Below are 21,670 nucleotides of genomic sequence, written 5' to 3'. Positions count from 1 at the left end.
CCGCCGCCTCGCGTCCGCGTGAGATCTCCTCCTCGGGTGGGAATTGAGTCTACCCGACTCATGTTTACTAAGTCAGAAGCCGCAGGAGTGAGACGAGGAGATCGAGATGAGCAGCCTGACGTTGTGGCAGCGGGACCCCTTCACCGAGTTCGACGCGCTGGTCCGGCGCGCCTTCGCCCCCTACCGCGCCGACGAGCGGTTCGCCGGGTTCGTCCCGACCGCCGAGGTGGTCCGGGACGGGCAGGACGCCGTCGTGAGCCTGGACCTGCCGGGCCTGGACGCGGGCAAGGACGTCGCGATCGAGGTCGAGTCGGGGCGGCTCGTCGTCCGCGGTGAGCGCCGCGACGAGCGGACCGGGGAGCGCGGCCGCCGCGAGGTGCGCTACGGCGCGTTCCGCCGCGAGTTCGTGCTGCCCGAGCACGTCACCGCCGACGCCGTCACGGCCGACTACGACGCGGGCGTGCTGAAGATCCGGGTCGCCGGCGCGTTCGCCGAGACCTCGCCGCGCCGCGTCGCCGTCACCGTCGGCGGGCAGCCGGCCGTGACCAGCACCGAGGAAAACGCCGAGACCGGCACCGGGCAGGACGCCTGATCCAGGCGCCGCTCCGGCCGGCAACGACCGCGCGGGCTCGCCGCCACATCGGCGACGAGCCTGCGCTTTGTCATGTCGCCCGTTCAGGCGGGCCGGCCGACGGGCGTGGTCCCCGCCCGAACCGCCCGGCCCTCGCGGGTCACGGAACGGCCCGCGGTCAGGGCGCGGACGGCGAGCCGGGGGCGGCGGTCGGCGTCGGCGACGCCGCCGGCGGCGCGCCCGATTCCAGGTCCTCGGTCGGCTTGGGGCCGACGAAGAGCATCACCTGGCCGTCCGCCCACGGGACGGCGTCGTGCACGTACCAGTTCCCCGGAACCTGCCCCGGGTAGCGAACCTGGCTGTCGTTGCCCACCATCACCCGGTACTCGGGGACGGTGACCTTCCGCTTCGCCAGCGCGGCCAGCACCTCCGACAGGTGCCGCCCCCGGTACGCCATCCCGTGCATGGCCTCGCCGCGCGCGGTCGCCTGGGCGGTGCTCTGGTACTGCTCGCCGTGCCGGGCCGCGCGCCCGAAGACGATCGTGGCGGTTCCCGTGTAGCCCTTCCGGATCCGCACCCCCACCGTGCAGTCGTCCCCGCCGCTCGCGACCTCGCAGGCGCCCTTGACGCGGATCTCGGTGACGTCGCCGGGGCGCGTCCCCTCGCTGGTGTCCTCCATCACGACGGTGCCCACGATCGAGGGCGAGACGGGCACCAGGCTCAGGCCGACGTGCAGGCCGTGCGCGGCGAACTCCTGCTTGTAGCGCGCGGGGTCGGCGTAGGGGTCGCGGATCCGCACGTCGATGTAGCCGCCCTTGCGGGTGAAGCTGAGCGCGGCGGCCAGCTGCACCCGCCCGTGCGAGCTCGTGGGCGGCGCGGGCCGTACGGGGTCGCGCCCGGGATCGCCGGAGCCCCCGGACTGCGTGACGAGCGTCGCGGCGACCGCCGCCGCGGCGACTCCGGTGGCCAGCAGCGGAAGCCCGATGGCGAGCCGCCGGCGCGCCCGGGGCTTGGCGGGGACCGGGTCCGCGGCGGTGGGGCCGGCGGCTTCGGCGGGCGCGGCGAGGATGCGTCCGGCCAGGTCGGCGGCCGTCTCGTCGGTGAGCAGCTCGGCGGCGCGGGCGTCGGTGACGGGGGCGAGGCGGCCGATGAGCGGGTCGATGTCGTGGTTCATGCGCGTTCTCCGTTGATGACCGCTGCGGGCATGGCGTGGGCGTTCGGGGCCTGGGCCCCCTGCCGGTCCAGGGCGCGGGCGAACCGGCGGCGGGCCCGGTGCAGCCGGATCCGCACCGCGTTGCGGGAGCACCCGAGCACCGCGGCGATCTCGCCGTGGTCCAGGCCCTCCCAGCCGACCAGCGACAGCAGCTCCCGGTCGCCCTCGGACAGCTCGCCGAACGCCGCCGCGATCGCGGCGAGCTCCCCGTCCGGCGGCGGCACGCGGTGCGCCGCGAGATCGCTGCGCAGCCGCCCCGCCAGGTCGCCGACCAGCGCCGACCGGCGGCGCTCGCCCCGGTGGTGGTTCGCCAGCACGCGGCGCGCGACGCCGTACAGCCACAGCCGGGCCGCGTCGCCGCGCGGCACGTCGTCCAGCCGCCGCCAGGCGACCAGGAACGTCTCGGCGAGCACGTCCGCCGCGTCCTGCGGATCGGCCGTGCGGCGCAGCGCGTAGCCGAGGATCCCGGCGCGGTGGGCCGCGTAGACGTGCTCGAAGCGGCGCCGCCGTTCGTCGGGCGGGGGTGGTTCCGAGGTGGCGGACACGTGGGTTTCCTCTCGCCGTGCGGACCGGACGACCACCACATGTCCGGCGGCGGCCGAGCATTTCACCGCCGCCCGGCGAGCGACGCCGCCCGCGCCTCCACCCGCGCGGGGCCGCGGGACCTCTACAATTCCGCGGGTGGCCGCCTATCACGATCATCATGCGTTCGAGGGCCTGGACGTCTCCGCCCTCCCGCCGCGCCAGCAGCGGATCCTGGCCACGATCCGGGACTGGGTCGTCCGGTACGGCTACCCGCCGAGCACGCGGCAGATCGGCGACGCCGTCGGCCTGCGGTCATCGTCGTCGGTGTCGCGGCATCTCGCCAGCCTGGAGGACAAGGGCTTCCTGCGGCGGGGCGCCGCCGTCGCCCGCCCGATCGACGTGCGGTCCTTCCTGCGGGACGCCGCGGACGAGGCGCCCGCCGGGGACGCGGTGCCCGTCCCGGTCGTCGGCGACATCGCCGCCGGCGCGCCCATCACCGCCGAGCAGCACGCCGAGGACGTGCTCGCGCTGCCCCGCGAGCTCGTCGGGCGCGGCACCGTCTTCGCGCTGCGGGTGCGCGGCGACTCGATGATCGAGGCCGCGATCTGCGACGGCGACACCGTCGTGGTCCGGCAGCAGCCCGAGGCGCACTCGGGGCAGATCGTCGCCGCGATGATCGACGGCGAGGCCACCGTGAAGGTCTACCGGCGCCGCGGCGGGCACGTCCTCCTCGAACCCCGCAACCCCGCGTACGACGTCATCGACGGCGACCGCGCCGTCATCCTCGGCATCGTCGTCTCGGTCCTGCGCAGCGTCTGAACCGGCGCCGCGTCCGGAATCCCGGGCGGGCTCAGGACGAGACGACGGTGCGGGCCCAGGCGTAGTCGGGCTTGCCGACGGGCGTGCGCCGCACGGCGTCCACGAAGCGGTAGACGCGCGGCACCTTGTAGCCCGCGAGCCGCTCCCGGCAGTGCGCGATCAGCGCCTCCTCCCCGGTGCGCGCCTCCTCCTCGGCGGGCGTTCCGTCCGCCCAGGTCACGACGGCGGCGACGCGGTGGCCGAACCTCGGGTCGGCGGCGCCCACGACCACGGCGTCCGCGACGGACGGGTGGCCGCGCAGGACCGTCTCGACCTCCTCCGCGAACACCTTCTCGCCGCCGGTGTTGATGACCAGCGACCCCCGGCCGAGCAGCGTGACCGTGCCGTCGTCCTCGACGTGCGCGTGGTCGCCCTGCAGCGCCCACCGCCTGCCGTCCGGGTCGCGCACGAACGTCGCGGCGGTCTTCGCCTCGTCGCCCCAGTACGCGAGGGGGATGTGGCCGGTGCGGGCCACCAGCCCCTCGGCGCCGGGCGGCACCGGGCGCAGGTCGTCGCCGAGGACCGCGAACCCGGGGGCGAGCGCGAAGCGTCCGTCGCCGACGCTGACGCCCATCGCGCCGGTCTCGGTGCCGCCGAGGTTGTCGGAGATGTAGACGTCCGGCAGCGCGGCCCGCAGCCGCTCCCTCACGCCGGACGACAGCGGCGCGCCGCCCGACCCGAACCCGAAGATCTCCAGGTCCGGGTGCGCGCCGGTGGCCAGCTCGTCCGCGACGGGCCCGGCCATCCCGTTGCCGACCAGCATGAACACCTGGCTGCGCTCGCGCGCGGCGAGCTCCAGCGCGGCCCGCGCGTCGAAGTGCCGCCCGGTCCACAGGATCGCCGTCCCGCCCGTGGTGAGGGCGATCAGCGTCATCCACTGGCCGCCGCCGTGCATCAGCGGGGCGTGCACCTGGATGCGCAGCGGCTCCCGCGCCGCGCATCCGGCCAGCTCCTCGGGGGACGCGACGACGGAGCCGCCGCCGTACGCGCCGCCGCCCAGGGCCGCGAAGAACAGGTCCTCCGATCTCCACAGGACGCCCTTGGGCAGGCCGGTGGTGCCGCCGGTGTAGAGCAGGTAGGGGTCGTCGGGCGAGCGCGGCCCGAAACCCCCGTCCGGGGACGCGGCGGCCAGCGCCTTCTCGTACTCGGCGTCGGCGGCCGCCTCGGCAGGGGAGCCGTCGTCGATGGCGACGGTGTGCCGCAGCCGCGGCAGCCGGTCGCGGTCGACGCCGCCGAGCAGGGACCGTTCGGCGACCAGCGCGACGCAGCCCGCGTCGCCGAGCAGGTGCGCCAGCTCGCCCGCGACGTACCGGTAGTTGACGTTGACGGGGGCGGCGCGGAGCTTGAAGCAGCCGAGCATCGTCTCGACCCATTCGGCCCGGTTGTAGGCGAGGATCCCGACGTGGTCGCCCGGCCGCACGCCCGCGCCGGCGAGATGGTGCGCGACGCGGTTCGCGCGGGCGTCCAGCTCGGCGTACGTCGACCGGACGGGTCCGGCGACGAGCGCGGTGCGGTCCGGGCAGGCGCCGGCGACCACCTCGAAGAGGTCCGCCAGGTTGAAGCGGCGCGTCACGAACGCGCTCCCCGGACCAGCCGTCCGGGCAGCTCGCCGGTGTGCTCGCCGTCCGCGAAGACCTGCGTTCCGGAGACGAACGTCGCGAGGTACCCGTCGGCCCGCTGCACCAGCCGCCGCCCGCCCGCGGGCAGGTCGTACCGCATCTCCGGGCGGCGGTTGGCGACGCGGTCGAAGTCGATGAGGTTGAGGTCGGCCTTCTTGCCCGGGGCGATGACGCCCCGGTCCTCCAGCCCGTACAGGCGGGCCGTGTCGCGGGTCATCAGCCGCACGACGTGCTCCAGGGGCAGCTTCTCGCCGCGCCGCCGGTCCCGCGCCCAGTGGCTCAGCATGGTCGTGGGCAGCGACGCGTCGCAGATGAAGCCGCAGTGCGCGCCGCCGTCGCCGAGCCCGAGCACCGCGCGCGGATGGGTGAGCATCTCGCGGACGGGGTCGAGGCTGCGCTCGGAGTAGTTCAGCAGCGGCAGCAGGAGCAGGTTGCGGCCGTCGTCCTCCAGCAGCAGGTCGTACAGCATCTCCAGCGGGTCGCGGCCGGTCGCCGCCGCGCGGGCCGCCACCGACTCGTCCGGCGCGGGCTCGTAGTCGGGACGGTCGCCGTCCAGCGGGAACAGCCGGTCCAGGCAGCCGCGGACCATGGCGGCGAGGAGGTCCTCCTGCGGCGGGCGCTCGGCGAGGATCCGCGCGCGGACGTCCGGGTCGCGCATCCGCCTCACCCGCTCGGGCAGCGGCAGCAGCGCCAGCTCGGACACGTACGTCGGATGGTCGCCGAACGCGTGCAGCGTCTCCAGCCCGATCAGCATCCCGAACGGCCGCCCCGCCACCTGCGGGTACAGCCGCGCGTCGGTGCCGGCGGACAGCCGCATCAGCTCGCGCCACAGGTCCGGCGCGGCGTCGACCTGGAGGAGCGCGAACGACACCGGGCGGCCGGTCGCCTCCGCCAGCCGCCGCATCCACCGGACCTCGTCCGGCGGGGCGTTGACGTCCTCGCCGGCCGCGCCCACGGGGGCGATCTCGTAGACCCCGGCGTCCAGCTCGCGGAGCGCCTCGCCGATCCCGAACAGCTCCTCCTCGGCCGCGTACGTGCCGGGCACCGGCTCGCCGTCGATCGCGCGGTGGGCGAGCGTGCGGGAGGTGGAGAAGCCGAGCGCCCCGGCGGCCACGCCCTCCTTGACGATCGCCTTCATCGCGGCGATGTCGTCGGCGGTGGCGGGCTCGTTGCGGGCGCCGCGCTCGCCCATCACGTACGCGCGGACGGCGCCGTGCGGGACCTGCGTGCCGAGGTCCATGGTGCGGGGCGTGCGGTCCAGCGCGTCGAGGAACTCCGGGAAGCTCTCCCACTCCCAGGTGATGCCCTCGGTGAGCGCGCTGCCGGGGATGTCCTCGACGCCCTCCATCAGCCCGATCAGCCAGGCGTGCCGGTCGGGCCGGGCGGGCGCGAACCCGACGCCGCAGTTGCCCATGACCGCCGTGGTGACCCCGTGCCAGGACGACGGCGCGAGGATCGGGTCCCAGGTGGCCTGCCCGTCGTAGTGGGTGTGGATGTCCACGAACCCGGGGGTGAGCAGCGCGCCGTCCGCGTCGACCGTGCGGCGGCCGGGCCCGGCGCCGGGGCCGACGGCGGTGATGCGGTCGCCGGTGACGGCGACGTCGGCGGGGTAGGGGGGTGCGCCGGTGCCGTCCACGACCCGGGCGTTCCTGATCACCAGATCATCCATCGGGGTCACTCCTCGCGACTCGCACCCCACTTTGAGACTTATGTCTAGATCGGCGTCTCGTACCGAACAAGCGATTGGCCGGTATCTGCCATCGTGACGCCGCGTCCCGGCACGGACAAGGGGGCCGCCGGCGGCCGGCCGCTCACGCGCCGTCGATGGCCCGGATCACGTCCTCCCGATGGGTGAGCTGGGGGTGATGGCCCGCGCCGTCGATGACCGTCACCGTGACCTGCGGAAGCGCGTCCAGCAGGGCCCGCCCCTCGGGGGCGAGCGGGTCCTCGGAGCCGACGATGACGTGCACGGGCCCGCGATGGCGGCGCAGCCCGGCCCGGAGGTCGTCACGCCATCGGGGATCCGCTGTCTCGGCGAGGTACCGGGCGGCGGTGGCAGCGACGGAGCCTCGGTGGAGGTCCGCCGCGCTTGACTGGAGCGCGGCCGCGTGCGCCGCCGTGCCGGTGAGCCGCACGGACAGCGCCTCGGACGACACACGCCGCAGATAAAGGCGGGCCGACGGCGCCCAGCGGGCGAGGCGGGCAGGACGCGCCTGAAGGAAGAACGGCGAGACGAGGGTGAGCCGCTCCACCGCCTCCGGATGGGCGGCCGCGGCCTCGACGGCGGCGGCCGCGCCGAGGGAATGGCCCACCAGATGACGGGCGCCGGTCCCGGTCACCAGCGCGGACAGCCAGGCCGGCCAGTCGTCGCGGTGCCCGGCGCTCATCCCCAGCCCCGGCAGGTCGACGGCGCGGGCGCGGCCCAGCGCCGCGACCACCGGAGCCCAGGAGCAGGCGTTCACCGGCAAGCCCGGCAGGATCACCGTCGGGGCGTCCGGCTCGCCGAGCTCGAACGTCCGCACCCCGGCGGGCGCCGTGAACCGCCGCGTCCCGCCCCCGGCCTCCCCGAAGCGGTGCGCCGCCAGATGGTCGGCCCAGCGGCGGATCGTCGTGGCGGTGTCCGGCATGGCCAGCCCGTGGCGCGCGGCGAACGCGGACGCCGAAGCGGTCGGGTACCGGTCCTCCGACAGGAACGTCAGCGTCTCGGGGTCGGCCTTGGTGAGCGACCGGGGCAGGCGCTTGACCAGGGACACCGGGATCCGCGCGCGGGGCGCCCGGACCCGGTAGTGCTCGGCGGCGAGCGCGAGGAGGTCCGGCAGGGCGGGCGTGCCGTCGTCCAGCGGCCAGTAGGCGGTGCCCTCGGCGGCCTCGTCGTCCGGAAGCAGCGTCATGAACCGGGCGAGGTAGTCGACCGCGACCACCGGGACGAACGTCCGCGCGTTGCCCGGCACCGCCGCGAGCGAGCCCGTCCAGAGGTCCCGCACGGTCGACGCGAGCCCCAGGTACTGGTCGGACTCCCCGGTGGCGCTGTCACCGATGACGCTGGGCGGGTTCACGATCGACCACGGGACGCCCAGCCGCGCCGCCTCCGCCTGGAACACGGCGTCCGCCTCGGCCTTGGACGCCTCGTACGCGCCGAGCGCCCGGTAGGCCTCCCGCCGCCGCTCCTCGCTCCACTCGGCCGGGTCCTGCCCGCCGACGCGGTACCCCGAGACGTGCACCAGGCGGCGCAGGCGCGGCAGCCGCGCCGCGAACGCGACGATCGCGCGCACGCCGTCGACGTTCGCGCGGCGCGCCTCGTCCGCCCGCATCCCGAACCGGTAGGCGCCGGAGCAGTTGTAGACCTCGGTGACGCCTTCGCAGGCGTCCTCGACCAGCGCCGGTGCGGCGAAGTCGGCGCGCAGGTCGGCCGGGGGTTCGCCGTGCCCGTGCTCGTCCAGCCAGCGGACGAGCCGCCGGTGGGACTCCGGGCTCCGGTTCGCCGTGCCGACCCGGACGCCCGCCCGGCCGAGCGCGAGGACCAGGTGGCGCCCGATGAAGCCGCTCGCGCCGAACACCAGCGCGTACCTGTCCCCGCCGCCGTCTCTCTGGGTACTGACCATGAGGAGATAGTAGACCGGTCTACCTATTCGTCAAGCGCGCCGGGGTTCGGCGGTGGCCTCCGGGGCCGTCGAGGAGGGGCGTCGAGGACGCGCTTCGGGCGTTCGCGGAACCGGAACGGCGGCGCGTCTCAGCAGACGAAAAAAGCAGGGAGAAAACATCTCCCTGCCACTATCAATCTATAGCGCACAGGGGGCCTTGCGGCAAGACCCGGGTCATGGCGCAGAATCTACGGCCGGTGCCGGAACCAGCGGGAATTCAGCATGTCCACGCGGCTGAACCCGGCGGGTCGAACGGCCGGAAATCACCACGGTGAACGGGGAATTGAATTCATGTTCGATGTGATCATCGCCGGTGGCGGACCCACCGGCATGATGCTGGCCGGAGAACTGCGGCTGCAGGGCGCGCGCGTGCTCGTCCTGGAGAAGAACGCCGAGCCGGCCCCGCACGTCCGCGCGCTCGGGATCCACGTCCGCAGCATCGAGGTGATGGACCAGCGCGGCCTGCTGGACCGGTTCCTCGAACACGGCCGGAAGTACCCGCTCGGCGGCTTCTTCGCGGGCATCACCAAGCCGGCGCCCGAGAACCTGGACACCACGCACCCCTACGTCCTCGGCATCGTGCAGACCGTCACCGACCGCCTGCTGGAGGAGCACGCCGCCGAGTCCGGCGCCGAGATCCGGCGCGGACACGAGCTGACCGGGCTGAGCCAGGACGACCACGGGGTGACCGCCGAACTGGCCGACGGCACCCGGCTGCGCGCCCGCTACCTCGTCGGATGCGACGGCGGCCGCAGCACGGTCCGCAAGCTGCTCGGCATCGGGTTCTCCGGCGAGCCCGCGAGCAGGGAGACGCTGGTCGGCGAGATGGAGGCGACCGCGGACCCCGAGACGGTCGCCGGCATCGTCGCGGAGATCCGCAAGACCGAGCTGTTCTTCGCCGCCGGGCGGCTCGAGAACGGCCTGTTCCGGGTCATCGTGCCCGCCGCGGGTGTGACCGAGGACCGCACCGTCCCGCCGACGCTGGAGGAGTTCGCGCGGCAGCTGCGGGCGTACGCGGGTACCGACTTCGGGATCCACTCGCCGCGCTGGCTGTCCCGGTTCACCGACGCCACCCGCCTCGCCGACCGCTACCGGGACGGCCGGGTCCTGCTGGCGGGGGACGCGGCGCACGTCCACCCGCCGCTCGGCGGGCAGGGCCTCAACCTCGGCGTCCAGGACGCGTTCAACCTCGGCTGGAAGCTGGCGGCGGAGGTCGCCGGCTGGGCACCGGACGGGCTGCTGGACAGCTACGGCGCCGAGCGCCGCCCGGTGGCCGCCGAGGTGCTGAACAACACCCGCGCGCAGGGGGTGCTGATGTCCAACGAGCCCGGACCGCGGGCGGTGCGCCGGCTGATGGCGGAGCTGATGGACTTCGAGGAGGTCAACCGGTACCTGATCGAGAAGATCATCGCGACCGGCGTCCGGTACGACCTCGGCGGGGAGCACGGGCTGGTCGGCCGCCGGATGCGGGACGTCGAGCTCAAGCCCGGCCGCCTCTACGAACTGATGCGCGACGGCCGCGGGCTGCTGCTCGACCGGACCGGCCTGCTCTCCGTCGCGGGATGGGAGTCGCGCGTCGGCCACGTCGTCGACGACCGCCTGGACGTGCCCGCGGCTCTGCTGCGGCCGGACGGCCACGTGGCGTGGGTCGGCGACGACCAAGAGGACCTGCTCGGCCACCTGCCCCGATGGTTCGGCGCCGCCGCTGCCTGAGCCCGGTCGTCGGCTGCGGCCGGTCGTCGGCTGAGGCCGGCCAAGGTCGTGCTGAGGCCGGCCGGGGGCGGTCCGTCCCGCGGACGGGGCCGCCCCTCGGCCGGTCAACGGAACGCGGCGATGTGGTCGCGCACCCAGTCCGCGTACGTTCGCGGCGCCCGCTTCAGCACGTTCTCGACGTCCGGGCTGACCCGCTGCTCGGCCGGGGTCGGCGAGCCCAGGACCTCCAGCGTCGTCTCGGCCACGTCCGGCGGCATGAAGTCCAGCATCCGCGCCCGCGCCTCGTCGGGGGTCAGCTCCGCGAACCGGACCGGCTCGCCCAGCACCGCCCCGATCGCCTCCGCCTGCTCGCGCGGCGTGATCGGGACGGGCCCGGTCAGCTCGTAGAACCGCCCGGCGTGCCCGTCCTCGCGCAGCGCCGCGGCGGCGACCTCGGCGATGTCCCGCGGGTCGACGGTCGGCAGCGCCACGTCGCCGAACGGCGCCATGACGGTCCGCTCGGCGCGCACCGACGGGATCCAGGCGTAGCTGTTGGACGCGAAGTTGCCCGGCCGCAGGATCGTCCAGTCCAGGCCCGATCCGCGCACGGCCTCCTCGATCGCCAGCCCGACGACCCCGTGCGACGCCGAGTCCGGACGCGTCGCCACGCCCAGCGAGGACAGCAGCACCACCCGGCGGACGCCGGCCTTCGCGGCCGCGGCGAGGATCTCGTCCGTCCGCAGCAGGTGCGCGCTGGCGCCGCCGCTCTGCAGGAACAGCGCGTCGGCGCCGTCGAGCACCGGGCGCAGGCTCGCGGCGTCGACGAGGTCCGCCTTCACGTGCTCGACGCCGCCGGGGACGTCCGCCTCCGTGATGTTCCGGGACGTGGCGGTCACCTTCTCGCCCGCCTCCGCGAGCACCCGCACCAGCGCGCCGCCGACGTTCCCGGTCGCTCCGGTAACAACGATCATGATCGGTCTCCTGCCGTTCCCCCGCTCGAACGAGCGGTCCGTGGTGGACGCCGACGACGCTAACATCCTGGATATAGTAGGTACCTACAGGAAAGTGACTACCTCAGAGGGGATCCGCATGGCCGAGAAGACGTGGGGCACCGCGGCCGCGACGGCCGACCCGGAGCAGGCGTGCCCGATCGCGCCGGTCGTCGACATCGTGTTCAGCCGGTGGACGACCCCGATCCTGTGGACGCTCCACCAGGACGGCCGGCAGCGCTTCGTCGAGCTGCAGCGGCGGATCGCCACGATCACCCCGAAGGTCCTGACGCAGCGCCTGCGGCAGCTCGAACGCGACGGCCTCGTGGTGCGCACCTACCACCCCGAGGTCCCGCCCCGGGTCGAGTACGAGATCAGCGACCTCGGCCGCAGCCTCGGGCCGCTCTTCGCCCATCTCGCGGAATGGGCGTCGGCCAATCTCGAAAAGGTCGACCGGGCCCGCCACGACTACGACGAGGACCCGGCCCGCTGAAACCGCCGCGGTCCACGCCGGAAAACGCGTGACCCAGGGCGGGACGCGCGCCGTTCAGCGGCACATGGCGTCGATGTGATCGGAGAAATGCGGGAACTCGGCTCGCGCGTCCCCGACGATCCGGGCGGGCGAGCGGTGGCGGCCCGGCGCGTGCCGCTCGGCGATCGCGCGAAAGGCGTCGTTCGGCTCCGCCGGTGACTCCGGGTCGTCGAACGCCTCGGCGGGCCCCAGCCCGGCGGCGAAGAGCCAGAGCAGGTCGCCGAGGTCGCGGGCGAGCACGCCGCGCTCCCCCTCGGAGCCGATGTGGACGACGGGCTGCTCCGCGACCGGCGCACCGGGCCGCACCAGCCAGAAGCCGGTGTAGTCGCCGCAGCCGGTCTTGCCGAAGAAGCGGAACTCGCCGCCGTCGGCCTCCTGGTTCCCCGTCCACAGGCGGAACCACCACGCCGTCCGCTCGGGCTCCTCGAACCGGTCGAACGGCTCGAAGTCGCAGCCGCTGGCCTCGTCGGTCTCCTCGTCGTAGTCCCACTCGAAGCCGACCTCGACCACCTCGGCCAGGGGAGCGGGCAGGGCGAGAGCGTCAGATGTGTGCGCCACCCCGGCAGGCTAAGCGATCACCCGCCCGCCCGCAGCCCCTCGGTCGGGGCGGCGCCGGTAGGGTGCGGGGATGGTCGCCGATGGCTTCGAAGTGATCTGTGAGATCGAACCGCCCGTCCGCCCGGACCTGGCGCGGGTGCGGCACCAGATCGGCGTGCTGAGCCCGGTCGCCGACTCGTTCCTGATCCCGGACAACCACATCGGGCGGGCGACGGTGTCGAGCGTGGCGGTCGCCCACGAGGTGCAGGCGATGGGCGCCTCCGGGATCGCGTGCCTGAACTCGCGGGACCGCAACCTGCTGGGGTTCCGCCGCGACCTGCTCACGGCCGCGGCGTACGGGGTGGACCGGTTCCTGTTCGTCTACGGCGACAAGCCCACCGTCGGCGGGCGGACGAGCGAGCTGACCGTGCGCGCCATGATCGAGGAGACGCGGGCCGCGGCGGACGACCCGGCGTTCGAGGGACGCGCGCCGTTCCGGGCCGGGGTCGCGTCCGGGCTGCGGCCGGTCCCCGCGTGGAAGTCCGCGGCCGATTTCGTGTTCGTCCAGGTCAGCTACTCGCTGGACGCGCTGCTGCGCTGGCGGGACAGCGTCCGGCTGGACGTCCCGGTGTACGCGGGGGTGATGGTGCTGGCGAGCACCGGCATGGCCCGCAACCTCGCGGCGGCGATCCCCGACATCGCCATCCCGGACGACCTCGTCGCGGCGGTCGAGCGGGACCGGGACGCCGGGGTGGACGCCGCGTGCGAGCACGTGCTGGCGATCCGCGACAGCGGCGCCTTCGACGGCGTGCACCTGGTGCCCGTCAGCAGGTACCGCCAGGTCGCCGCCCGCCTGGAGCAGCACTTCTGACGGGCGGGGCCGTCACGGGCTCGCCCGGTAGCGGCCCGGAGTCGTGCCGACGAGGTCGGCGAAGGCCGCGATGAAGCCGCTGGGGTTCGCCCAGCCGCAGGCGTGCGCGACGCGGGTCGTGTCGTGGCCGTCGGCGAGGAGGACGAGCGCGTGGTGGACGCGCAGCTGCGTGCGCCACTGGTAGAAGGTCATGCCGAGCTCGTCGTGGAACAGGCGGCTGAGGGTCCGGGGGCTGGCTCCGATCCGCCGCCCGAGCCCGGCGAGCGAGGTGCCGTCGGCGGGGTCCTCGCGCAGCGTCCGGGCGATGGCCCGCAACCGGTCGTCGCGCGGTTCGGGCAGCTGCAGCGGCTGCTCGGGCGCCTCGCGGAGCTCGTCGACGAGGACGCGCCGGAGCCGGGCGCGGGCGTCCGCGGCGCGGTCCTCGCGGCGCGGGCCCGTGAGCGCGAGCAGGATCTCCCGGGCCAGGTCCGAGACCAGGTAGACGGCGGGACGGTCGGGGACGAGCCGGGCCAGGGACGCCGGCAGGAAGACGATCCGCATGTCGGTGCTGCTGTGGGCGCGGTGGTGGTGCGTGAACCCGGCGGGCGTCCAGGCGGCCCGGTTGGCCGGGACGATCGAGGTGCCGTGTTCCGTGTGCACCGACAGGACGCCGCGGGCCGCGTACACCAGGTGCCCGCGCGAGTGGGTCTGCGCCGCGCTCGTCCCGCCCGCCGGCCACAGGTGCGCCCCTCCGGACGGCCACAGGCGGGACGTCGGACCGGGCGGGGGAACTTGGCGGCCAACGGGCATGGGTTGGCATTCTAACGGTGGTCGGCCGCACCGCCCTCCGGCGACAGTGGACGCATGAGCCGCGGGTTCTCCCTTCCGTCGAAAGGTGATGTGCGATGAGCGCGACGATGCGGGCGGCCGTCTGCCTCGGGGCCGGTGGGCCGGAGATGCTGGAGGTCCGCGAGGTGCCGGTCCCGGCGGTCCGGGACGGCTGGAGCCTGGTGCGGGTCGAGGGCGCGGGCCTGAACCGGTCGGAGCTGAGGACGCGCCAGGGGCACTCCCCGAACGTGGTGTTCCCGCGCGTGCTCGGCATCGAGTGCGTGGGGGTCGTGGCGGTGTCGACCGATCCCGCGCTGCCGGAGGGGACGACCGTCGCGGCGGTGATGGGGGAGATGGGGCGGGAGTTCGACGGCGGTTACGCGGAGTACGCGCTGCTGCCGAACGCGCTGCTGATGCCGGTCGCCACCACGCTGCCCTGGGACGTCCTGGCCGCGCTGCCCGAGACGTACCTGACGGCGCAGGGCGCGCTGGACGCGCTGGGCGCGGGGCCCGGCGGCGGGCGGCTGCTCGTCCGGGGCGGGACGTCGTCGGTCGGGATGGCGGCCCTGTCGATCGCGTCCGCGCACGGGCTGGAGATCGCGGCCACCACCCGGCAGAAGGGCAGGATCGACGCGTTGACCGCCGCCGGCGCCGCGCACGTCCTCGTCGACGCGGGCGGTCCGCTGGGGGACGACGTGCGGGCGATCTGGCCCGAGGGCCCCGACCGCGTCCTCGACCTCGTCGGAGCGGCCACGGCGGTGGACTCCCTGAGCCTGGTCCGCCGCGGCGGGACGGTGTGCGTGGCGGGCTCGCTCAGCGGCTGGGCCATCCCGGACTTCCAGCCGGTCGCGATGATCCCCTCCGGGACGAGGCTCACGGCCTTCCACAGCGACGACCTCAAGGGCGAGGCGGGCGCCGTGCTGCTGCAGAGGATCGTCCGGCAGGTCGAGGCGGGCGTCTACCGGCCGAACATCGACCGGGTCTTCGCCTTGGCGGACGTCGTCGCGGCCCACCGCCACATGGAGAACGACCAGGCCACCGGGAAGGTCGTCATGATCCCCTAGCCGGGCCGCCGGTGCTCGCCGGGCCGGTGCTCGCCGGACCGGGCGGCGCTCCGCTAGGGCAGGATCGCGTCGACGTAGCCGCCGTCGACGCGGACCGCCCCGCCGGTGGTGGCCGAGGCGTGCGGCGAGCTGAGGTAGACGACCATGTTGGCGATCTCCTCGGGCTCGATGAGCCGCTGGAGCAGCGAGTTCGGGCGGTGCTCGGCCATGAAGCGGCGCTGCGCCTCGTCCCAGGGCAGGCCGTCCCCGACCATCTCGGCGACGAAGTCCTCCACGCCGCCGGTGTGGGTCGGCCCGGCCAAGACGGTGTTGACGGTGACGCCCGTCCCCGCGACGGCCTTCGCGTAGCCGCGCGAGACGGCCAGCAGCGCCGTCTTCGAGACGCCGTAGTGCACCATCTCCGCGGGGATCGCCACCGCCGAGTCGCTGGCGATGAACTGCACGCGCCCCCAGCCCCGCTCGGTCATGCCCGGCAGGTAGAGGCGGGCGAGCCGCACCCCCGACAGGACGTTGACCTCGAAGTAGCGCCGCCACTCGTCGTCGTCGACCTCCAGGACGGGCCGCGCCCCGAAGATGCCGAGGTTGTTCACCAGGATGTCGACGTCGGGCGCCTGGGCGCGCACCGCCTCGGCGCCTTCGGCGGTGGCGACGTCGGCGGCCACGCCCCGCAGGTCGGCGTCCGGCAGCTCGGCGCGCAGAGCGTCGAGGGCAGTGCTGACGCTGCCGTCCGACCGGCCGTTGACGATGGTGGTCGCTCCGGCCCGGGCCAGCCCCGCGGCGATGGCGCGGCCGATGCCCTGGGTGGAGCCGCTGACGAAGGCGGTCCGCCCGCTGAGATCGATGTCCATGGCGGTGACCCTTCCCCCGTCGCCGCCGGTCAGCCCTCCTCGGCCGGGGACGGCGCGGCGGCGGCGCGCAGCGCGGCCGCCCGCGCCTCGCCGAGCGCGGCCACCGCCTCCGCGAGCAGCCGCATCTGGCCGGCGAGGTCGCGGTGCGGTTCGGCCTGCAGGGCGACGAACGCGCCGTCGAACCCGGCGATGCCGAAGTAGTCGAGCTCGTCCGCGACGGCCTGCGCGATCTCCTCGCCCTCCGGCGCGAAGGACAGCGCGATCATCCGGTTCATGTGCGCGCGGCCGTCCCGCCGCACCCGCTCGATGATGCCGTCCACCTCGGCCTCGGCGGCCTCGGCGCTCATGACGAGGAGCAGGTGCAGGCGCAGGAACTCCGGGCGGTCCAGGAACACCTCGCCGGTGCGCAGCAGGAACCACGTCAGCCGCTCGCGCGGGGTGCCGCCCTCGGGACCGCCCGCCTGGGCGCGCCGCATCGCCGCGAAGAAGTCCTCGGCGCCGCGCGCCATGACCGCCGACAGCAGCCCCGCCTTGGAGTGGAAGTGGTGGTACACCGCGCTCTTCGGCAGGCCGGTCTCCCGGCTCAGCACCGACAGCGAGGTGGCGGCGTAGCCGCGCTCCGCCATGATCCGCGCCGCGACGTCGAGGATCTCCTCCCGTGACCTGCGGCCGCGGCGATTCCCGATCGTCTCGTCCGCCACGGGTCGAAGCATAGACGCCCCGCCCGGTCCCCTCGCGCCGCCGATTCTGCAGAGCGGAATTTCATGGACACCCAGGAGGAACACATGTGAGGGTGGCCACTGTTGTACCGAACGACCGGTCCAAAACTTGATCGGAAGAGCCGCCCCCGGAGCCCGCATGAGCCAGCATTTCGACGCCGACGTCGCGATCGTCGGTTACGGCCCCACCGGTGTGACCGCCGCCCTGACCCTCGCGAAGCGCGGCGTCCCGGTGGTCGCGTTCGAGCGGGACGCCGCCATCTACCCGCGCGCCCGCGCCGTCACCGTCAACGACTGGACGATGCGGATCTTCCAGAGCCTCGGCATCGACGAGCGGATCACCAAGGTGATCGAGCCGCAGCGGGCGCTGCGCTGGGTGACCTACGACGGCACCGAGATCATGCGCGTCGAGCACCCGCCGTCCGCGCTCGGCCCCGGGCCCCGGTTCTACAACATCTACCAGCCGGCCATGGAGGCCGAGCTGCGCGCCTGCGCCGAGGACCGCGGCGACCTGATCGACGTCCGCTACGGCGCCGAGGTGACCGGGCTGGAGCAGGACGCCGACGGCGTCACGGTGACGGCGGTGGACGCCGCGACGGGCGAGGAGCGCACCGTCCGCGCCCGCTACGCGATCGGCGCCGACGGCGGCGGCAGCCCCACCCGCGGCATGATCGGCAGCCGGCTGGACGGCGACACGAACGACGTGCAGTGGATCGTCATCGACTGCCGCGTCAAGCGCTGGTGGCCCGACCGCGACTTCCTCACGTTCTGGTCCGACCGGCAGCGCCCGGTGGTCGACATCGCGCTGTCCGCGGGCAACCACCGCTGGGAGATCCCGCTCAAGCCGCACGAGACCGAGGCCGACTTCGCGTCCGAGGACGACGTCTGGCCGCTGCTCAAGGCGCTGGGCGTCACCACCGACGACGTCTCGATCCACCAGTGGGCCTTCTACCGCCACCACACCCGGATGGCCGACACCTGGCGGTCGGGCCGGGTCTTCCTCGCCGGGGACGCCGCCCACCTCATGCCCCCGTGGGCGGGCGCCGGGATGCAGACCGGCATGCGCGACGCCCACAACCTGTGCTGGAAGCTCGCCCGCGTCCTCACCGGCGAGCTCGACGAGAGCTGGCTCGACACCTACGAGACCGAGCGGCGGCCGAACGCCGCGTTCTACACCGGCCTCGCCGTCGGGCTCGGCCGGGTCATCAAGCAGGAGGCGACCCCGGAGGAGATCGAGGAGATGAACCGGGTCCCCGAGGGCACGGTGACGCCGTTCGAGCCGCCGCTGACCGCGCCGCCGGTGCTGGAGGCGGGCTGGATCCGCGGGCCGGTCGGGGACGCGAGCATCGTCGGCCGCATGGTCCCGCAGCCCGTCACGGGGGACGCGACCGGTCGGATGGCGCGCCTCGACGACCTGCTCGGCGACGGTTTCGTGCTGCTCGGCGCGGACGTCGACCCGGCGGAACTGCTCACCGCCGAGGAGCGGGAGCGCTGGGACGCGCTCGGCGCCCGCTACGTCGCGGTCCGCCCGAAGACCGCCTACACGCGGGGACCCGAGGAACTGGTCGACCTCGACGAGGTCCTGCTGCCGTGGCTGGCGCGGTACGGCGTCCGCGCCGTCGCGGTGCGCCCCGACCGGTTCGTGGCGGCCGCCGACGTCTCCGGCCTCGCCGCCCCCGCATGACCCGCCGCCCGTCCCGCGGCCTGCACCGCGGCCCGTCCCGCCGCCCGTACCGCGGCGCTGAGAGCAAGGAGGACTCCCGATGACCGGAGTCAAGGAACTGGCGTACGTCGTCTACGAGGCGAGCAGCCTCGACGACTGGGAGCACTTCGGCGTGAGCCTGCTCGGCATGCAGCTCGCCGGGAAGTCCGCCGACGCCATCGCCCTCCGCACCGACCAGAAGGCCCACCGGTGGCTGGTACGGCGCGGACCGGCCGACGACCTGGTGGCCAGCGGCTACGAGGTCACCGACGGCGCCGCCCTCGACGCGCTCATCGAACGGCTGACGGCCGCCGGCGTCGAGGTCGCCGAGGGCGACGCCGACCTCGCCGCGTCCCGCGCCGTCGACCGCATCGCGGTGACCGCGGACCCGATGGGCAACCGCGTCGAGCTGGTCACCGGCTTCGCCGACGCCCCCGAGCCCTTCCACTCCGACGCGCTGCTCGGCGAGTTCGTCACCGGCGCCGGGGGCGCGGGCCACCACGTGCTGCTGTCGAAGGGCGTCGCCCGCGAGACGTACCTGGAGTTCTACGAGGGGCTGCTCGGCTTCCGGATCTCCGACCGCATCGTCGAGGAGCTCGCGCCCGGCGCCGTCGCCGACCTGATCTTCCTGCGCTGCAACCCCCGCCACCACTCCGTCGCGTTCGGCGACATGCCGCACCCGAAGCGCACCCACCACTTCATGATCGAGGTCACCGACGTCCGCGACGTCGGCATGGCCTACGACCGCTGCATGGACGCGGGGCAGCCGTTCGAGATGACCCTCGGCATGCACCCCAACGACCACATGTTCAGCTTCTACGTGCGGACGCCGTCGGGCTTCAGCGTCGAGTACGGCTGGGGCGGCCTGCTCGTCGACGACGACACCTGGCAGGTCAGGACGCTGGACCGGCTCCACAGCTGGGGGCACCGGCCGCCCGAGGTCGTCGCCGGCCTGCTCTCCCGCGCCTCCGGAAAGGACGCACTCTGATGGCACTGACCCAGGCCGAGGCAGCCCGCACCGTCCAGACCCGGGACTGGAAGCTCCACTACTACGAGGCGGGAGACGGGCAGCCGGTCGTCCTGCTGCACGGAAGCGGCCCCGGCGCGACGGGCTGGAGCAACTTCTCCGGCAACATCGAGGCGCTGGCCCGGCACTTCCACGTGTACGCGGTGGACATGCCCGGCTGGGGCGAGTCGGACGCCGCGACCGTCGACCGCCTCGACCACGTGGACGCGGCGATCCAGTTCCTTGACGCCCTCGGCATCGCCAAGGCCGCGTTCGTCGGGAACTCAATGGGCGGGCAGACCTCGCTCCGGCTCGCCACGGAGCACCCGGACCGGATCACCCACCTGGTCACGATGGGCCCGCCGGTGGGGCGGATCCCGTCCCTCTTCGCCCCGGGCGACGGGCCGTCCGAGGGCCTGAAGGTGCTCATCGAGGCGTACCGCGACGCGAGTCCGGAGAACATGCGCCGGCTCGTCGAGATCATGTGCTTCGACAAGGCCCGGTTCGCCACGCCGGAGCTGTGCGAGGCCCGTTCGGACGCGGCGCTGGCCCGCCCCGAGCACCTGCGCAACTACGTCGAGGGGCTGCCGAAGGGCGCGCCGCTCCCGATCTGGGTCAAGCCGGAGCTGCTGCCCGGCATCCAGGTCCCGACGCTTCTCATCCACGGGCGGGACGACCGGGTCGTGCCGTTCGAGAACTCGCTGCACCTGCTCGCCGCCATCCCCGACAGCCGGCTGGTGCTGCTGAACCGGTGCGGCCACTGGGCGATGATCGAGCACGCGGACGAGTTCAACAGGCTCGTCACCGACTTCATCCGCGGCACCTCGTAGCCGCGACGGCGCGCAAAGCGGCGGAACGGAGCGGCGACCGGGACGGAGAGCGGCGGGGCCGCCTCCGTCCCGCCGTCATGTCCGGGGAGCGGCCGCTCATCCTCCGGCCGGGCTCGGCTCCGCGACGACGCCCTCCGGCGCCGCGCCGGTACCGGTGTGGAGGACCTCGCGAGCCTGCTCCGCGGCGCGGAGCAGGCTCTCGCTGACGAAGTCGATGAAGCGGGCCCCGCCTTCGAGGCGGTCGGCGGCGGGCGTGCCGCGCCCGAGGACGGCGACGCCCTGCCGCATGGCCTCCATGACCTGCACGAGGGCCTGGGCACTGGCGACCAGCGACTGGTACCAGATGTCGTCGTCGACGATGTAGCGCTCGCGGCGCCCCTCGGCGCGCTCCCTGCGGACGAGGCCCTGCTCTTCCAGGAACGTGATCGACTTGGACACCGACGCCGGGCTGACCTGGAGGCGCCCGGCGAGGTCGGACGCGGTGAGGCTGCCGGAGTCGGTGGTGTAGAGGCAGGCCATGACCCGGGCCATCATCTTCGGCGTGCCCGAGGCCATGAAGACGGTGGTGAGCGTCTCCTCGAACTCGCGCACGGCCTCGGGGTCGCGCCCGTCGGCCTGCGGGGGCGCCTCCGGCCCCCGGGGCGCGGCCTGCCGGCGGCGGTGGGCGCGGCGCTCGGTGGCGCGGTGGGCCAGGTCCGCGCGGTAGCCGGCGGGACCGCCGTTGCGCATCACCTCGCGCGTGATCGTCGAGGTCGGGCGCTCCAGGCGTCTGGCGATCTCGGCGTAGGCCAGGCCGTCGGCCAGCCCGACCGCGATCTGCTGGCGTTCCTGCTGGGTGAGCCTGCCTCCCGGCATCACGGCCTCCTTCATGCTCCTCGGACGCCCTCACCATAGCGTTCACTCTCATTTCATTGCAACAAGAGCGTCCGTTTCGTTGCGTTACTTTTCAGCTTGTTGCAACAATAATCGTGGAGCTACCAGCGAAGACAGTGGTTTCGTGCAACAAGCTTCTTGCTGAACTTGGAAAGGCAACGTAGCGTTTGCGTTGTCAGAAACAAGCGGGTCGCAAGGTCGGCCCCCCTCAGCAAGGAGCAGACGATGAACACCTTCGCCACCCCCGCCCCGATCACCGCGACCCTGGACGTCCCGGCCGGCCGGGTGCAGGTCATCGCCGCCGACCGCGCCGACACCAGCGTGCAGGTCCGGCCCGCCGACCCGGGCAAGAACCGCGACGCCAAGGCCGCCGAGCAGGTGAGCGTGGAGTTCGCCGACGGGCGGCTGCGGGTCCAGGCCCCGGCCGGCAACCAGTACTTCGGGTCCACCGGAGCGGTCGAGGTGACGATCCAGCTGCCGGCCGGGTCGCGGGTGCAGGCCACGGCCGCCGCGACCGAGTTCCGCGGCGTGGGCCGCCTGGGCGAGGTCGCCTTCGACGGCGCCTACCGGCAGATCAAGATCGACGAGGCCGGGAGCGTGCGGCTGACCGCCACCGACGGCGACGTCGAGGTCGGCCGCCTCAACGGCCCCGCCCACATCACCACCCAGCGCGGCGAGATCCGCATCACCGAAGCCACCGGCACCGGACAGGTCGACCTGCGCACCCAGTCCGGCGACATCTCCATCGGCGCCGCCCCGGGCGTCTCGGCCGC

The 21,670-nt window shown here is 74.1% G+C and carries 21 protein-coding genes; 10 read left to right on the top strand and 11 right to left on the bottom strand.

Annotation, left to right across the window (positions count from 1 at the left end; translation table 11 throughout):
• Positions 1–106 precede the first annotated feature (106 nt).
• Positions 107–592, top strand: a complete 486-nt coding sequence (locus tag ABZ914_RS24085; RefSeq protein ID WP_500195825.1) for an Hsp20/alpha crystallin family protein — start codon at positions 107–109, stop codon at positions 590–592.
• A gap of 157 nt (positions 593–749) precedes the next feature.
• Here the strand turns inward: ABZ914_RS24085 and ABZ914_RS24080 are convergent, their stop codons facing one another.
• A complete protein-coding gene (locus ABZ914_RS24080; protein WP_500195824.1) occupies positions 750–1,745 on the bottom strand; it encodes a hypothetical protein in 996 nt (331 codons plus the stop codon).
• Positions 1,742–2,329, bottom strand: a complete 588-nt coding sequence (locus tag ABZ914_RS24075) for an RNA polymerase sigma factor (protein WP_500195822.1) — start codon at positions 2,327–2,329, stop codon at positions 1,742–1,744. Before ABZ914_RS24075 ends, ABZ914_RS24080 begins: the two co-directional genes overlap by 4 nt.
• Positions 2,330–2,456: 127 nt before the next feature.
• On the opposite strand from ABZ914_RS24075, the gene lexA reads away from it, so the two are divergent.
• Complete coding sequence (lexA, locus tag ABZ914_RS24070; protein ID WP_500195827.1) at positions 2,457–3,128, top strand: transcriptional repressor LexA; 672 nt, start codon at positions 2,457–2,459, stop codon at positions 3,126–3,128.
• A 31-nt stretch (positions 3,129–3,159) separates the two neighbouring features.
• On the opposite strand, the gene ABZ914_RS24065 is transcribed toward lexA, so the two are convergent.
• The 3 genes from ABZ914_RS24065 to ABZ914_RS24055 all read right to left on the bottom strand — a co-directional run bounded on the left by ABZ914_RS24065 (position 3,160) and on the right by ABZ914_RS24055 (position 8,388).
• Entirely contained in the window at positions 3,160–4,740 is a 1,581-nt protein-coding gene (locus tag ABZ914_RS24065; RefSeq protein ID WP_500195820.1) for an AMP-binding protein, read from the bottom strand.
• Positions 4,737–6,455, bottom strand: coding sequence for an N-acyl-D-amino-acid deacylase family protein (locus tag ABZ914_RS24060; RefSeq protein ID WP_500195818.1), 1,719 nt, complete (start codon positions 6,453–6,455; stop codon positions 4,737–4,739). Before ABZ914_RS24060 ends, ABZ914_RS24065 begins: the two co-directional genes overlap by 4 nt.
• A 142-nt stretch (positions 6,456–6,597) precedes the next feature.
• Positions 6,598–8,388, bottom strand: a complete 1,791-nt coding sequence (locus ABZ914_RS24055; RefSeq protein ID WP_500195817.1) for an alpha/beta fold hydrolase — start codon at positions 8,386–8,388, stop codon at positions 6,598–6,600.
• A gap of 330 nt (positions 8,389–8,718) precedes the next feature.
• On the opposite strand from ABZ914_RS24055, the gene rox reads away from it, so the two are divergent.
• On the top strand, positions 8,719–10,140 hold the full coding sequence (rox, locus tag ABZ914_RS24050) for a rifampin monooxygenase (RefSeq protein ID WP_500195815.1): 1,422 nt from the start codon (positions 8,719–8,721) through the stop codon (positions 10,138–10,140).
• 104 nt (positions 10,141–10,244) lie between these two features.
• Here rox and ABZ914_RS24045 read toward each other — a convergent pair whose 3' ends face one another.
• The gene (locus ABZ914_RS24045) at positions 10,245–11,090 is read right to left on the bottom strand and encodes an NAD(P)H-binding protein (protein WP_500195814.1); all 846 of its coding nucleotides are present in this window, start codon (positions 11,088–11,090) and stop codon (positions 10,245–10,247) included.
• Between the two features lie 118 nt (positions 11,091–11,208).
• Here ABZ914_RS24045 and ABZ914_RS24040 point away from each other — a divergent pair, with 118 nt between their 5' ends.
• Positions 11,209–11,601 (top strand): winged helix-turn-helix transcriptional regulator, encoded by a 393-nt coding sequence (locus tag ABZ914_RS24040; RefSeq protein WP_500195812.1) that lies wholly within the window; start codon positions 11,209–11,211, stop codon positions 11,599–11,601.
• Positions 11,602–11,655: 54 nt separating this feature from the next.
• Here ABZ914_RS24040 and ABZ914_RS24035 read toward each other — a convergent pair whose 3' ends face one another.
• Positions 11,656–12,198 (bottom strand): SMI1/KNR4 family protein, encoded by a 543-nt coding sequence (locus ABZ914_RS24035; protein WP_500195811.1) that lies wholly within the window; start codon positions 12,196–12,198, stop codon positions 11,656–11,658.
• A 70-nt stretch (positions 12,199–12,268) separates the two neighbouring features.
• Between ABZ914_RS24035 and ABZ914_RS24030 the strand changes: the two genes are divergently transcribed.
• Positions 12,269–13,048: a methylenetetrahydrofolate reductase gene (locus tag ABZ914_RS24030; RefSeq protein ID WP_500195809.1), complete on the top strand. Its 780-nt coding sequence runs from the start codon at positions 12,269–12,271 to the stop codon at positions 13,046–13,048.
• Positions 13,049–13,060: 12 nt separating this feature from the next.
• On the opposite strand, the gene ABZ914_RS24025 is transcribed toward ABZ914_RS24030, so the two are convergent.
• Complete coding sequence (locus ABZ914_RS24025) at positions 13,061–13,837, bottom strand: helix-turn-helix transcriptional regulator (RefSeq protein ID WP_500195807.1); 777 nt, start codon at positions 13,835–13,837, stop codon at positions 13,061–13,063.
• A 95-nt stretch (positions 13,838–13,932) separates the two neighbouring features.
• Here ABZ914_RS24025 and ABZ914_RS24020 point away from each other — a divergent pair, with 95 nt between their 5' ends.
• A complete protein-coding gene (locus ABZ914_RS24020; RefSeq protein WP_500195806.1) occupies positions 13,933–14,919 on the top strand; it encodes a zinc-binding dehydrogenase in 987 nt (328 codons plus the stop codon).
• A gap of 53 nt (positions 14,920–14,972) precedes the next feature.
• On the opposite strand, the gene ABZ914_RS24015 is transcribed toward ABZ914_RS24020, so the two are convergent.
• The gene (locus ABZ914_RS24015) at positions 14,973–15,767 is read right to left on the bottom strand and encodes an SDR family NAD(P)-dependent oxidoreductase (RefSeq protein WP_500195804.1); all 795 of its coding nucleotides are present in this window, start codon (positions 15,765–15,767) and stop codon (positions 14,973–14,975) included.
• 29 nt (positions 15,768–15,796) lie between these two features.
• Entirely contained in the window at positions 15,797–16,468 is a 672-nt protein-coding gene (locus ABZ914_RS24010; RefSeq protein WP_500195803.1) for a TetR/AcrR family transcriptional regulator, read from the bottom strand.
• A 157-nt stretch (positions 16,469–16,625) separates the two neighbouring features.
• Between ABZ914_RS24010 and ABZ914_RS24005 the strand changes: the two genes are divergently transcribed.
• The 3 genes from ABZ914_RS24005 to ABZ914_RS23995 all read left to right on the top strand — a co-directional run bounded on the left by ABZ914_RS24005 (position 16,626) and on the right by ABZ914_RS23995 (position 20,024).
• A complete protein-coding gene (locus tag ABZ914_RS24005; protein ID WP_500195801.1) occupies positions 16,626–18,170 on the top strand; it encodes a bifunctional 3-(3-hydroxy-phenyl)propionate/3-hydroxycinnamic acid hydroxylase in 1,545 nt (514 codons plus the stop codon).
• A 79-nt stretch (positions 18,171–18,249) separates the two neighbouring features.
• Positions 18,250–19,176: a VOC family protein gene (locus tag ABZ914_RS24000; RefSeq protein WP_500195800.1), complete on the top strand. Its 927-nt coding sequence runs from the start codon at positions 18,250–18,252 to the stop codon at positions 19,174–19,176.
• On the top strand, positions 19,176–20,024 hold the full coding sequence (locus ABZ914_RS23995; protein WP_500195798.1) for an alpha/beta fold hydrolase: 849 nt from the start codon (positions 19,176–19,178) through the stop codon (positions 20,022–20,024). The genes ABZ914_RS24000 and ABZ914_RS23995 overlap by 1 nt, the downstream gene beginning before the upstream one ends.
• 96 nt (positions 20,025–20,120) lie before the next feature.
• Here ABZ914_RS23995 and ABZ914_RS23990 read toward each other — a convergent pair whose 3' ends face one another.
• Positions 20,121–20,879: a GbsR/MarR family transcriptional regulator gene (locus ABZ914_RS23990; protein WP_500195797.1), complete on the bottom strand. Its 759-nt coding sequence runs from the start codon at positions 20,877–20,879 to the stop codon at positions 20,121–20,123.
• A gap of 243 nt (positions 20,880–21,122) precedes the next feature.
• Here ABZ914_RS23990 and ABZ914_RS23985 point away from each other — a divergent pair.
• Positions 21,123–21,670, top strand: a 548-nt coding sequence (locus tag ABZ914_RS23985; RefSeq protein WP_500195795.1) for a DUF4097 family beta strand repeat-containing protein, incomplete at its 3' end; no start/stop codon positions are given.

It is taken from the genome of Spirillospora sp. NPDC046719 (assembly GCF_040645715.1).
Lineage (GTDB): Bacteria > Actinomycetota > Actinomycetes > Streptosporangiales > Streptosporangiaceae > Spirillospora.
This window is presented reverse-complemented; position numbering and strand designations above follow the sequence as displayed.